This is a genomic window from Pseudomonas sp. CFBP 8771 (genome assembly GCF_014841695.1).
GTDB classification, from domain to species: domain Bacteria; phylum Pseudomonadota; class Gammaproteobacteria; order Pseudomonadales; family Pseudomonadaceae; genus Aquipseudomonas; species Aquipseudomonas baltica.
Genome location: NZ_JACYUJ010000003.1, coordinates 23,532 through 36,869, shown reverse-complemented (window position 1 = coordinate 36,869; position 13,338 = coordinate 23,532). Strand labels below are relative to the sequence as shown.

Annotated in this window: 11 protein-coding genes; 1 reads left to right on the top strand and 10 read right to left on the bottom strand. The window is 58.9% G+C overall.

Going from position 1 to position 13,338, the window contains the following annotated elements; translation table 11 throughout:
- Positions 1–9: 9 nt before the first annotated feature.
- Genes IFT80_RS07780 through IFT80_RS07760 form a run of 5 tightly spaced genes read right to left on the bottom strand, consistent with a single transcriptional unit; the run spans position 10 to position 5,908 of the window.
- The gene (locus tag IFT80_RS07780) at positions 10–1,623 is read right to left on the bottom strand and encodes an ABC transporter ATP-binding protein (RefSeq protein WP_192137163.1); all 1,614 of its coding nucleotides are present in this window, start codon (positions 1,621–1,623) and stop codon (positions 10–12) included.
- Positions 1,616–2,437 carry an ABC transporter permease gene (locus IFT80_RS07775; protein WP_192057061.1) on the bottom strand — a complete coding sequence of 274 codons (822 nt, stop codon included), beginning with the start codon at positions 2,435–2,437 and terminating at the stop codon, positions 1,616–1,618. Before IFT80_RS07775 ends, IFT80_RS07780 begins: the two co-directional genes overlap by 8 nt.
- Before the next feature lie 3 nt (positions 2,438–2,440).
- Positions 2,441–3,436: an ABC transporter permease gene (locus tag IFT80_RS07770; protein ID WP_192057062.1), complete on the bottom strand. Its 996-nt coding sequence runs from the start codon at positions 3,434–3,436 to the stop codon at positions 2,441–2,443.
- A 5-nt stretch (positions 3,437–3,441) separates the two neighbouring features.
- The gene (locus tag IFT80_RS07765) at positions 3,442–4,989 is read right to left on the bottom strand and encodes an ABC transporter substrate-binding protein (protein ID WP_192137161.1); all 1,548 of its coding nucleotides are present in this window, start codon (positions 4,987–4,989) and stop codon (positions 3,442–3,444) included.
- The gene (locus IFT80_RS07760) at positions 4,982–5,908 is read right to left on the bottom strand and encodes a homocysteine S-methyltransferase family protein (protein ID WP_192137159.1); all 927 of its coding nucleotides are present in this window, start codon (positions 5,906–5,908) and stop codon (positions 4,982–4,984) included. Before IFT80_RS07760 ends, IFT80_RS07765 begins: the two co-directional genes overlap by 8 nt.
- 339 nt (positions 5,909–6,247) lie before the next feature.
- Here IFT80_RS07760 and IFT80_RS07755 point away from each other — a divergent pair, with 339 nt between their 5' ends.
- On the top strand, positions 6,248–6,880 hold the full coding sequence (locus tag IFT80_RS07755) for a dTMP kinase (protein ID WP_192137157.1): 633 nt from the start codon (positions 6,248–6,250) through the stop codon (positions 6,878–6,880).
- An 80-nt stretch (positions 6,881–6,960) separates the two neighbouring features.
- Here IFT80_RS07755 and IFT80_RS07750 read toward each other — a convergent pair whose 3' ends face one another.
- The 5 genes from IFT80_RS07750 to paoA all read right to left on the bottom strand — a co-directional run bounded on the left by IFT80_RS07750 (position 6,961) and on the right by paoA (position 13,291).
- Positions 6,961–8,121: an acyltransferase family protein gene (locus tag IFT80_RS07750; protein ID WP_192057066.1), complete on the bottom strand. Its 1,161-nt coding sequence runs from the start codon at positions 8,119–8,121 to the stop codon at positions 6,961–6,963.
- A 355-nt stretch (positions 8,122–8,476) separates the two neighbouring features.
- Complete coding sequence (locus IFT80_RS07745) at positions 8,477–9,391, bottom strand: LysR family transcriptional regulator (RefSeq protein WP_122478024.1); 915 nt, start codon at positions 9,389–9,391, stop codon at positions 8,477–8,479.
- A gap of 28 nt (positions 9,392–9,419) precedes the next feature.
- Positions 9,420–11,630: an aldehyde oxidoreductase molybdenum-binding subunit PaoC gene (gene paoC, locus IFT80_RS07740; protein ID WP_192101977.1), complete on the bottom strand. Its 2,211-nt coding sequence runs from the start codon at positions 11,628–11,630 to the stop codon at positions 9,420–9,422.
- Positions 11,631–11,645: 15 nt separating this feature from the next.
- Positions 11,646–12,626, bottom strand: a complete 981-nt coding sequence (locus IFT80_RS07735; RefSeq protein WP_192137155.1) for an FAD binding domain-containing protein — start codon at positions 12,624–12,626, stop codon at positions 11,646–11,648.
- The gene (gene paoA, locus IFT80_RS07730) at positions 12,623–13,291 is read right to left on the bottom strand and encodes an aldehyde dehydrogenase iron-sulfur subunit PaoA (RefSeq protein WP_185793322.1); all 669 of its coding nucleotides are present in this window, start codon (positions 13,289–13,291) and stop codon (positions 12,623–12,625) included. The genes IFT80_RS07735 and paoA overlap by 4 nt, the downstream gene beginning before the upstream one ends.
- Positions 13,292–13,338 lie beyond the last annotated feature (47 nt).

Sequence of the window (13,338 nt, the reverse complement as noted above, 5' to 3'; positions counted from 1 at the left end):
GACGCGCTATCAACCGGTCATCTGCGCCAACCAGTCTTGCCGCATTTGCGGTACCGATTCGACAAGGCTCTGTGTGTAGTCATCAAACGGTGCGCTGAGTGCTTCAGCAGTGGGTCCTCGGTGAACGATACGGCCGTTGCGCAACACCGCCACCTCATGGGCAATCTGCTTGGCGACGTGCAGGTCGTGGGTGATGAACAGGTACGACATGCCCGTTTCGGCTTGCAGATGCCGCAGCAACGCCAGAATCTCCTGGGCAACCAGCGGATCCAGCGCCGAAGTGGGTTCATCACAAATGATCAGTGCAGGCTCGGCAGCCAGCGCGCGTGCAATGCATACGCGCTGTTTCTGCCCCCCGGAAAGCGTGTGCGGCAGTCGCTTTGCGATGTCTGCAGGCAGGCCCACCTGGCCCAGCAATGCGATCACCCGTTGTTGCCGCAGCTGTCGGCTTGACCCGGTAAATTTCTGCACGGCGCGATCGAGCTGATCGCCGATCGACAGTCTGGGATTGAGCGCACTATCGGGAATCTGATGGACCAGCTGGACCTGCTGCAGGTGCTGGTGGGCACGCTGGCCGAGCGTCAACGGCAGCGCCTTGCCGTTCAGCGTCATCGACCCGCCAACGTCCGTGAGCAATCCGCAAATGGCTCTACCCAAGGTCGACTTACCTGATCCTGATTCGCCGATGAGCGCCAGCGTGCAGCCTTGCCACAGACGCAGGGAAACGTCGTCCAATACCGGCCGATGGTGATACCTGGCGCTCAGTGAGCGGATGGTCAGCAGTTCTTTCTGCACCGATGGAACAACGCCTGGACCGCGAGAAGTGCATCCGGCATCGAGCAGATCCCGGGTGTAGCGCTGCGTCGGCCTTTGCAGAATCTGCTGCGTCGTCCCGTGCTCCACGCATTGGCCATGACGCAACACCATGATGCGGTCGGCCAGTTGTGCAACCACGGCTAGGTCGTGGCTGATGTAGATGGCGGCTACACCTGCCCGGCGGATGACCTGTGCAATGGCCTGAAGAATGCCCAGTTGGGTGACGACATCCAATGCGGTTGTCGGCTCGTCGAAGACGATCAGCTCGGGCGAACTGCACAGCGCCATGGCAATCATCGCCCGCTGCAACTGCCCACCCGACACCTGGTGCGGATAGCGTGTATAGAAAGTTTCAGGCTCCGGCAGACTGAACTCGGTGAACAGCTGCAGTGCCCGCGCCTTGGCCGTGGCCGCATCCATTGGCCCGTGCAACTTCGCAGCTTCGATCACCTGGGCACCGATGGTCAGGGCCGGGTTGAAGGCCGATCCAGCCGATTGTGCGACGTACGCGATGCGCCTGCCGCGTATCCGTCGCAAGCCAGGTTCGGCAAGGCGCAGCAGGTCCTGCCCATGGAACAGGACACCTCCGCCTGCCAGCGTCATACCTTCACGCAGGTGACCCAGGGTCGCCTGGCCGACAGTGGATTTTCCCGCACCGGACTCGCCGATCAGACCCAGCACTTCTCCGGCATTGAGCGTGAAGGACAGGTTATCGACCAGCATCTGCCCAGGCTCGCCTCTGGCGGCAATTCGTAACTGGTCGACGCACAACAGTGGAGGTGCAGAGGCGTGGGTCAAATCAGTCATGGTTGCGCGCTCCCCACTGGCGTGTGTTGCCGTTCAGCAGCCAATCAGCCAGCGCATTGATGCACAGCGCCAACACGGCAATCGCTGCACCCGGTATCAATGCGGCCCACACACCGAACAACACGCCGTCCTTGTTATCCCGGGCCAATCCGCCCCAGTCTGCCGTAGGGGGCTGAATGCCCAGCCCGAGGAAAGACAACGCGGACAGAAACAGCAGAATGAAAACGAAGCGCAGGGCGAATTCCGCGATCAGGATGGGCAGGGCATTGGGCAGAATTTCCCGCAGCAGAATCCAGGCCATGCTTTCTCCGCGCATGCGCGCCACGTCGATGAACTCCATGGCGGCAATATCCGCCGCCAAGGCACGCGCCACGCGCAGAATGCGAGTGGCCTCCAGCAGCCCGAGCACCAGAATGATCACAGCCAGGGTCTTGGGCAGCGTTGCCAGAATCACCAGCGCCAGTATCAACGTCGGTATCGCCATCAGCACGTCGTTGATACGCGAGATCAGTTGGTCGATCCAGCCCCCGGCAGCTCCAGCGATGAAGCCCAGCGTCGTTCCCCCGACGAACGCCACCAGAGCTGCGGCGGCAGTCACCGACAGCGACGTGCGCGTGCCCCAGATCAGCCGCGACAGCAGGTCGCGGCCCAGATTGTCGGTGCCCAGAGGCGCCAGCGTCGACGGGACATCCCAGGCTGTGCCAATCACCTGGTCGGGAGCATGGGGCGCCAGCCAAGGCGCGAACAAGGCGACGGCCACGAACAGAACCAGACCGACGATGCCGGGCAGGTGAACGATTTTCGGTGCGGGCATGGATTATTTTCCGTGGCGTAGACGGGGGTTGGTCAACAAAGCGATCACGTCGGCGAACAGATTCAGCAGGATGTAGATGGCTGCCAGCACCAGCGCGCACCCCTGGACCACAGGCACGTCCCGTTTGCCGATGCTGTCGACCAGGTATTGGCCCAGGCCGGGATAGACAAAAACGTTTTCCACGATCACCACGCCCACCATCAGGTAGGCCATGTTCAACACGATGACGTTGATGATCGGGCCCCAGGCATTGGGCAAGACGTGCCGCCACAAAACCCGCATGGGTGAAAGCCCCTTGAGCACGGCGGTATCGACGTAGCTGCTGCGCTGGGCATTGAGCAGCGCCGCTCGGGTCATGTTGCTCATGTGGCCCAGCACGGCGAGTACCAGCGTGGCCATGGGAAGTGCGATGGCTGTCAATCGGTCCGAGAACGGCATCCCTGCCTGCACGCTGCTGTTGCTGGGCAACCACGCGAGGGTCATCGAAAAGATGAAGATCAGCAGGTAGCCGGAAAAAAATTCGGGCAAGGCCACTGTGGTGCGACTTGCCAGGCTCAACAGGCCATCGACCCAGCCGCCATGGAAACGTACCGAAACGAACCCCATGATCAGCGCCAGCGGTACCGCGACCAACGCGGTGATGCCTGCCAGGAACAGGGTGTTTTGCAGCCGTTCCAAGAGGGCCGTAGAGATGGTTTCCCGAGAGCTCAGGCTGACGCCGAACTCACCTTGCAGCACCCCACCCAGCCACTGCACATAACGCCACCCGGCCGGCTGATCCAGGCCCAGTTGCAGCTTCAGGGCCTGGATCGCCGCAGGGGTTGCGGACTGACCCAGAATTGCGGTTGCCGTATCGCCCGGTAGCAGGTTCAGGCCGATGAAAATCAACAGCGAAGTCGCCAGCAGCATGACCATGCCGACCGCCAGGCGCCGCGCAATCATGCTTGCCAGCGCGCCTTGCCCCCCCGCGCGAGCGATAACCGAAAGTGTCACCGACATCGACTTTATCCTTCCAGCCAGACTTTCTCGGCGGCTCGGTTGCCACTGAGGGGCACCCCAGGCACCGACGTGAAACCCTTGACGTTCTTGCGCGTGGCTGCCAGCGCATCGGCGTACAGCGGGATGATTTCACTGCTCTGCTCGACCAGCATCACCTGGATGTCGTGGTAGATCTGCCGGCGTTTGTCTTCATCGGTTTCGCCACGCGCCGCTTTCACCAATTGATCGAAAGCCGGGACGCGCCAAGCGGATTCGTTCCAGGGGGCCTGGCTGGTGAACACCATGGACAGCAATGCATCGGCAGTGGGGCGTGCCCCCCAATTGGAGGTGCAGAACGGCTTTTTCAGCCAGGTATCGGTCCAGAATGCGTCGTTTGGCACCCGTTCGATGCCCAGGGGAATGCCAGCCTTTTGCGCCGACTGTTGATACAGCTGAGCCGCATCCACCGCCCCTGGAAAGCCCGCGTCTGCCGCGAAGAGCTTGAGCGGGCCTGCGAACCCTGCTTTTTGCCAGTGGAAGCGCGCCAGATCAGGGTCGTAAGGTCGCTGGGGAATATCCCGCGCGAAGTACCGGTTCGATGGGAAGACTGGATTGTCGTTGCCCAGCGAGCCATACCCGCCCAGGACCGTGTCGATCAACTGTTGCCGGTCTATCGCGTATTTCAGTGCCAGACGCCCATCGAGGGAATCGAACGGCGCCACGTGGGCCAGGCCGGGCAGGGTGAATATCTGACTGTCCTTGTCCCGCACCAGCTGAATCGAGGGCAGCTTTTCGATGCGCCCGACTATGCGCGGATTGACCCGATTGATGATCTGCACGGAACCACTGACCAGCGCCGCGACCCGGGCTGTCGAGTCATTCATGGCCAGGGTTTCGACGGAGTCGACATGGCCCCGTGAAGGGTTCCAGTGGTTGGGGTTGCGCTTGACCAGCATGCGCACGCCCGGCTGGAAGCTTTCCAGAATGAAAGCGCCGGTGCCGATGGCTTTTTCGAAGGCCTCGTTTTCGGCCGTGATCACGAAATGCACCGCTGACAGCAAGGCGATGAACTCGACGTTCGGCTCCGCCAGCGTGACAGTGACCTCGTGATCCGCAGTGGCTCTCAAGCTCGTGACCGGGTCCAGATAGACCTTGACCGGGGAGGACGACTTCTCGTTGCGGTGGTGGTTGAGCGACCAGACCACGTCCTTTGCACTCAAGGCGCGTCCATCATGAAAATGCACGCCATTGCGGATGTTCAGGACCCACTTGCGGCCACCGTCATCGCTGGACCAGGATTCGGCGAGTGAAGGCACGATTGCTCCGCTATCGTCGACTTCCACCAAAGCATTGAACAGCTGACTGCCGGTGAAATACATCCAGCTTTCGAACCAGAAGGCCGGATCCAGGCGGTCTGTGGTCGACGCGTTGTCCAGGCCGATTGTCAGGTGGCCGCCTTTTCTGGGGGCCTGTGGCTCCTGCGCGAAGGCATTGGCCAACGGCCAGGCGGAGGTCATGGCCGCTGTCATCGCGGCCGCTCCGGTACCCTTGATGAACGAGCGACGATCAAACATGCAGGGCATCCTGGGCAACGGGTACGAAGTCGGAGCCGGCGAGGGCGGTCGACAGTGCGCGAATGTGTTCCGGACCGATGCCACAGCAACCGCCGACGATACTGGCACCCTGATCGACCCACTCACGCGCCCATCGCAGGTAATTGTCCGGCTGGGTGTCGCGGCGCAGTGCGCTGATGCCGACGTTGGCACCCCGTTTATGGTCCGACGGTTCGAAGGCATTGGCATAGATGCCGAGCGGTAAACTGCTGTGTGCGCCAGCCTCGAGCAAGGCAGCGCTCATGACTTCCGGCGGGCTGCAGTTGAACAGCACGGAAGCCGCGCCCAGTTCGACTGCCGCCAACACGGCGTCGGTGATGCTTTCGCCAGATCGCAGGCGAGCCTTGCCCTGGGCGTCCAGCGCGTCATCCAGCGTGAAGGAAAACCAGCGTGGTCGCGGGTCGTCTTTCAATAACTCGGCCACCAGCCTGACTTCCGCAATGGAGCTTTGCGTCTCTGCCAGCCATAGATCGACATGCTCGCTCAGCGCGTCGATCAGCACCCGCAGGACCTTGCCAGCCTGCACCGGCTCGAACAGATCCGGGCGGTACGAGCCAAGCGGGGGAGGCAGCGACCCGGCGACGCGAACGGCGTAAGGACTGGCATCGGCAGCGGCGCGGGCGAGGGTGCCCGCCAGCTGCGCCAAAGCGGTGCCGTCGTTCTCGAACCGCGCTTCGCCGATATGGAAGGGCACCACGGCATAGCTGTTGGTGGAAATGACCTGCGCACCGGCAGCGATGAACGCGTCATGTGCCTGGCGGACATATTCCGGGGCTTCGATCAGCGCCAGCGCAGACCACTCGGGTTGACGAAACGGTGCACCGTTTCGCGACAGCTCTCGGCCCATGCCGCCGTCGAGGATTTGAATGTGTTTTGCCATCGTATTCACCAGAGCGCCAAAAGATGGCTGTGTTGTAGTGGACACTCAGTCACAAACCCACGACCGAGCAATCGCGAAGAACGCATTCGAACGCAGCTTGCCATTCAGGATTTTCAACCAGACAAAACGAGCGTCGAAGTGCAGCGTCCTTAGATTAAATCGCACTATAAAAACCATCGCAACGATCACAATGGAATAGACTGCTCTGATTCAGATATATATTTTCCAACTGTTTACGGAGCAACAGTCATTCAACAGTATGACTTCGACACTCACCCCGGCATGATGGGCAGTGACATCTGAGAGCAAATGAACCGTATATCAATCGTTACGTGAACAATGAATCTTCCATTATTCGTTTCTCTCGACGGGCCCAAGGGCACCGGTAAAACCACGCTGTTGGAGGCCGTGACCAAAATATTGAGGGCCGACGACAAAAAAGTGATCCGGTTATGCGAGCGCAAGAGCGATCCGCTCAGGGCTGGAACCATGATTCTGGTCAACCAACTTGCGAGAAGTCCCCGTGAGGATCTGGAGTGGGAGATCTGTGAGCGTTTTGCCCAGAGCCGGGCCTGGATCTCCCAAAACGTGCTGACTCGGCAGCCACGCGACAGCATCATCCTGATCGATCGCTGGTACCCATCGGAGGCCGCTTTTCGCCGGATGGTCCCATTCGCAGACATTCTGCAGCTGAACATCGATCGAAACGTGCGAGTGCCCGACCTGCATGTCGGGGTTGTTACAGACCCTGATATTTCATGGGCGAGGGCAGCTGCTCGACGGCGCGGACTCAGCAGTACGGTGATCCATACCTTGCAAGAACATGTCGCTTGTACCCAGGCGTTCGAACGGGCGATTGCAGATCATGGCTGGGTTTGCTGCCGTAATGACGGCAGTGTCGAACAGGCAGCGATGCAGGTGGTTGCCGAGGTTTACAAGGTCCTTGGCATGAAGTGGCCAGGGAAAAGCTGATGGGGTTGGTTAAGTGGGTTGTCGTGGCACATGGCACGTGGGCCGTCCCTAAGAGGCACGGCCGGAGGATACCTGAGAGGTTACTGCACGGTGCCTTGCAGGGTAGGGCCCGGCGTTGCGCCTTTGCGGCGAGTCAGTCGCTTGCCCAATTGCACGCCCGGCATCTCGACATACTTGTAGGTCAATGTCGAGACAAGCAGTACCGCCGCCAACTGTAAGACCACGATGCCGTTGTCGAGCCATATGCTGTGGGTCGAGATGTACTTGACCATGTTGGGCATGTCATGGCCCTGCAGGGTCTCTGTCAGGTCGGTGTGCAGCACTTTCGACAGCACGATCACGGCGCTCTTGAAAACAAACAGAATGGCTGCGTGCGTCAAATAGATGGAGAACGACAGGGCGCCCAGCCAGACGAAAAAGCGCTGGTGCAGCAGTCGCGAAACCACGCCGCGCTCGAACGCAAATACCAGAATCAAGACACAGAACAGCAGGCTGGCATACACGCCCTTGTGATCGATGTTCGACACCAGCAGACGATAGCTGCCCAGCACCAGGGCAATCTCCAGCAGATTGAAGTCCACGGCGTCCAGGTCCAGGTCCTTGATGCGATCGTAGAGCACGTACAGGCATGCACCGGCGAAGAAGCACGAAGCGCCGCGGAAGATTTCCAGCTTCAGCCAGGATTCACCATTCCACAAGGTGATGAAGGCCGCCAGAGACACCATTGCGAAGACCTTGACCTTGCTGGTGCGCGCCAGCACTGCCATGACGCCAAATATCAAGTACAGGTAGTACTCGATGCTGATACTCCAGGAGGGGTAATTGAACGAGCCGGTCATGGCGCTGTTCAGCCAGGATTGCAGCAGGAGCAGGTTGGGCAGAAATTCGTCCATCGACGTGGCGCCGCTGAACGCCGGTTCGTTGAAACTGAAGCCCTTCCTCTCAGCCAGCGAGCGACCCATTTCCAGCACCAGGTAAACGCCCAACATGGTCAGGTGCAGGGGATACAGGCGAGCCGTACGACTGATGAAGAAATTTTTATAATCGGTCGCGTTGTTCAAACGCTGGCCATAGGTGTGAAACAAGACAAAACCACTGAGGATAAAAAAGAACTCCACAAGCAGGAAGGCGTTCTTGAAAAACTCGAGTTCGGCAATGCTTTGCACCACGTAAGTGTGGAACAGCACGACGGCAACCGCGCAGAGGCCGCGGAAACTGTCGAGTACGACAAATCTTTTCATGGGTAGTCCAGGGCGTTGTAAGTATTGCTACCCGGTGTCATGCCGAAGAGGCATGGCCCGTAGCCATCACACGAGCTAAGCTAAAGCAAGTCATCGGTAGGCACAAGGGCAATTTGGTCGATTCTATAGGCCAGGTAAAAAGTATGGATCTGACCAACAGCGCCTTCTTGGGATTGAGCAGGCCGCCGTTCTTCTGGATGCTCCTGAATCAATGCTTTGCCCAACCTGTGTCAGTCATTTTGTGGAGAAGTAGATCCCTGTATAGCTTAAGAGTCGGTACAAGCAGTCAGTGACCTCCAAGAGTTTTCGTCGAGTATCAAGCACGACTTATCCTCTATGGATCAACGAGTAGCGGCTAGGGGAGTGGCCCCATCGGCTCAAGCTCACGTATGAGGTCAATGAGCAGGCGCAGACCAACAGGTATCTGTCTGAAACTTGAGTAGTAAATGTGAAAGCCTGGGTCATAGTGAGTCCAATCCACAAGGACCCGCTGCAGAGATCCTTCCGCAATCTGCCGCTCGACTACCTTCTGCGGGACGTACATCAAGCCTACGCCGCGCATAGCCATCGCCACACCGACGCGACCCTCATCAATAGTGATGGGCCCCGGCACATCTATCTCCATCTGCTGACCGCCTTTCGAGAACTGCCAGTGGTAGATGCGTGCATTGCCCAGGCGCACACGCAGACACCGATGATGGTGCAGGTCGTCCGGATGCATCGGAATTCCGAAACGCTGCAGGTAATCCGGCGCGCCAACGACGGCCCAAGCGACATCGGGAGAGAGTCGCTGGGCGATCATGTCTTCGGGCACCGTCCCGCCGTAACGTATCCCCGCATCATGGCCGTCACCAATGACATCTACCATTCGATTCGTGACGGTGAGGTCAACCTCTATATCCGGATAGCGATCAACGAAGACTGGGAGGACCGGGCCGAGGATGAGTTTCGCGCCGTCGCTCAAGACGTTTAGTCTGATGCGTCCGGCAGGCTCGTCGCGCAGCCGGTTCAGGGCCTCCAGCGCCTGACCGATATCATTTACCGGCGCGCTGATGAGGCCCTGCAGCTCTTCGCCAGCTGCCGTAAGCGTCACGCTTCGTGTTGTGCGGTTAAGCAGTCGAACGCCCAACCGTGTCTCTAGCCCTTTCATGGCATGGCTTAGCGCAGACGCGCTGATCCCCACGTCCAGCCCAGCTTTCCTGAAGCTCTGGTGCCGAGCGATGGCAAGGAAATAAATGATATCTGCCAGGTTCGTGCGGCTCAGCTGCATTGATGACTCCGATGGTAAAGCGTTAAGGTCAGCCGACTTCCGGCAAGTGGTCAATCAGCTTATCGAGCGTAATGGGATAGTCACGGACTCTAATGCCGGTCGCGTTATAGATAGCGTTGGCAATCGCCGCAGCGGCGCCAGAAATACCTAGCTCGCCGACGCCTTTAGCCTTCAACGGCGTGGCATAGGGATCAACCTCATCCAGGAAAATAACCTCCTGATGGGGGATGTCGGCATGTACCGGCACTTCATAGCTGGCCAGATCGTGATTAACAAAAAAACCTAGGCGATGATCCACGACCATTTCCTCCATGAGCGCAGCACCGGCGCCCATGGTCATTCCCCCGATGATCTGACTTCGTGCCGTTTTTGGATTGAGTATCCTGCCCGCTGCGCACACTGCCAGTTGACGACGAATACGGATCTCGCCAGTGGCAGCATTTACTCCAACCTCAACGAAATGGGCGCCAAAAGTTTGCTGAGCGTACTCCTTGGCGAGGTCGCCAAACTCCATGAAGTCTTCGGACACCAGCTCGCCGTTCTTTGTCGCAGTGGTCAATGGCAGACTTATCGACCCTTGACGAACGTGGCCAGCGACAAATTCGGTGAGGGTCGGATCAAGGCCCAGCTTCATCGAAACGGCTTCCCTGAGCTTCACACAAGCAGCGTAGACGCCTGCCGTAGATGAGGCAGCGCCCCATTGACCGCCCGAACCGGATGATTCCGGGAAGTGCGAGTCGCCCAAGTTTACGTTTACCTTGTCCATATCCACGCCCATCATTTCCGCAGCAGTCTGGGCAATAATCGTGTAAGAGCCGGTGCCGATGTCGGTCATGTCAGTTTCGACGGTGACTATGCCTTCGCGGTCAAGCCGGACTCGAGCAGCGGACTTTGTCGTAGGTGCACCTCGGATCGCGGAGGCCATTCCCAAGCCAACCCACCATCCGTCACGGAGTTCTTTGGCCGGATGGGTGTTACGTCGCGCCCAGCCGAAATGATCAGCCCCCTTATTCAGGCACTCTACTAACTGGCGTTGAGAGAACCGGCGATCCGGCTGCTCGGGATCTACTTGGGTGTCGTTGATAACACGAAATCTTACGGGATCCATCCCCAGTTTCTCTGCCATCTCGTCCATGGCAATCTCCAGAGCCATCATGCCCGGCGCTTCACCGGGCGCACGCATGGCGCTCCCTTCAGCAAGGTCGAGTTGGGCAAGATAGAGGCGGGTCATGCGGTTAGCACCCGCATACAATGTTCGGGTCGATGCGGTGGCGGCTTCAGTGCGCCCACCTCGCAGATTGCCCGACCAGCTCTCATGACCAACGGCAGTGAGCTTGCCGTCGGAGTTGGCACCGAGCCTGATTCTTTGAATCGTCGCAGGCCTATGGGTCAGGTTGTTGAACATAAGCGGTCGGGGAAGTGCGACCTTCACCGGGCGTCCAGCCTCTTTCGAGGCAAGAGATGCCAATACCGCGTCGCACAAGATAGTGCCTTTGCCGCCAAAGCCGCCGCCGATGTAGGGCGAAATGAGGTGAATGTTCCCTTTGGGAATCCCCAGTGTTTTAGCCAGGTCTCTGACGCCCCAATTCATCTGTTGGATCGACGTCCAAAGCGTCAGTTTGTCACCCTGCCATTGAGCAATGGTAGCGTGAGGTTCCATCATCGCGTGCGCATGATCCGGAGTGGTGTAATGGCCGTCGAGTGTCACTGCGGCCTGCGTAAATGCGCCTTCAAAATCCCCGATCTCAGTGTGTGGGGGAGGGCCAAACGCGCCCGCCGCTGGCGTAGTGGCAGACGCTCGCTGTGCTGAGAGGTCGTAGGCGCCAGTTTCTCTGACGTAGTAGACCCTCAGCAATGCCGAAGCCGCCCTGGCTTGTTCGAACGTCTCTGCCACGACGATTGCTACGGCTTGGTGATAGTGATCGACTTTCGGCCCGGCAAGTGCCCGATCAACGTAAAATTCACCCCTGTCCAATTGACCTGCATTTTCGTGGGTGACGATGGCGATGACACCGCTGGCTTGCCGTGCCTCGCTTGAATCGATAGACGATATCCGACCTTTGCCGATTGCCGAGCCGACAACATAGCCGTAGGCGGGAGGGCTTAGTGCGGCTCGTTGTTCGTAAGCATAGGTGGCTGTGCCGGTCGTCTTCAGTTTGCCCTCAACACGATCCTTTGGCTGACCGATCACCTTCATCTGATCTATCGGGTTTGTGCTCGCGGGCGTATCAAACTTCATTAGGCATACTCCTGGTCAATCGACCGCAGCCGTGCGAGGCCGTTGTGAAGAAGACGAACTGGACAAAGCCAGACCGATCGTCCGTTCCGCCAGTTTGATTTTGAAAGCGTTTTGGGTAGTTGGATTAGCGCCAGCCAGCAAGTGTGTTGCTACGGCTTTAGCGCCGTCAGGCAGAAAAGCGTCGGCCGCTTCACTTCGCCAGGGCTTGTATGAGACACCCCCAAGGGCTAGTTGCCCCGTCCCATCGGGCAGCACGATCGCAGCGACTGAAACCAGCGCAAACGCATAAGACGCACGGTCACGAACCTTGTAGTAGATGTGCTCGCCGCCAACAGGCTTGGGCAAGGTCACAGCGGTAATCAGCTCGCCTGGCCCAAGGACGTTTTCGATATGAGGGGTGCTCCCTGGGGCACTGTAGAGGTGGTCGATCTCAATCGTTCTGACGTGACCGTCTGAATTGAGTGTTTCTACCTTGGCGCCCAATGCTCGCATCGCCACCGCCATGTCGCTGGGATGGCTGGCAATGCAGGCATCGCTGACACCTATGACCGCTTGTTGCCGACTGGCACCGCCCATTGCAGAGCAGCCAGTTCCCGGGCGACGCTTGTTGCAGGGCTGATTAGTGTCGTAGAAGTACGCACACCGGGTGCGCTGTAACAGATTGCCTGCCGTCGTGGCTTTGTTGCGCAATTGTCCTGACGCGCCGGCAAGCAGCGCCCTGGAGAGGACGGCATAGTCTCGACGCACCTGTGGCGCAGCCGCCAGATCAGTGTTGCGCACCATGGCGCCAATCCTTAGCCCGCCTTCGTTCGTCGCGGTGATTTTGTCGAGCGCCAATCCGTTTACATCAATCAGATGCTGCGGGGTCTCGATCTCCAGTTTCATCAGATCGAGCAAATTGGTACCACCGGCGATGAATCGGGCTCCCTCGTGGCTTACGCAAGCGTTAACCGCTTGCTGCATAGATGCGGCGCGTTCGTACGTGAAGGACTTCATGCCTCGCCTCCTGCTGATTCCTGGATGGCGTCGACGATGTTGGAGTACGCACCGCAACGGCAGATATTCCCACTCATGCGCTCCCGGATTTCGACGGCGCTGACTTGGCTCTTGGCAATCAGATCACCGCTGACGTGACTGGGTATGCCGGCTTTTATTTCTTCAAGCATCGCGACTGCCGAGCAGATCTGGCCAGGCGTGCAGTACCCGCACTGGTATCCGTCATGCTTGATGAACGCTGCTTGCAGTGGGTGCAGGTTGTCCGGGGTACCGAGGCCTTCAATGGTGGTGATGCTGTCGCCTTCGTGCATGACCGCAAGTGTCAGGCACGCGTTGATTCGTCGACCCTCAACGATCACCGTACAGGCGCCGCACTGGCCGTGGTCACAGCCTTTCTTGCTGCCCGTCAGATGCAGCCTTTCTCGAAGGGCGTCCAGAAGCGTGGTGCGGTTGTCGACATCCAGGGCAACTCGCCGCCCGTTGAGGGTAAACGTCACATGACTGACTGGCGGAGTTTGCGCTGTCGATTTGATATTGGCGGTCGCTTGGGCGTGATCGACCTTTGCCAAAACCGCAGTGACCGCAGTGCCTGCGGTGCCAATGAGCACTTGTCGGCGGGACATCTCTATTCCCGCTCCGGATGCGGTGGGATTTTCGGGGTTCATGAACGTCTCCGATCGCAATGTGTGTGGCATAAGCGGGTATCAGTTAC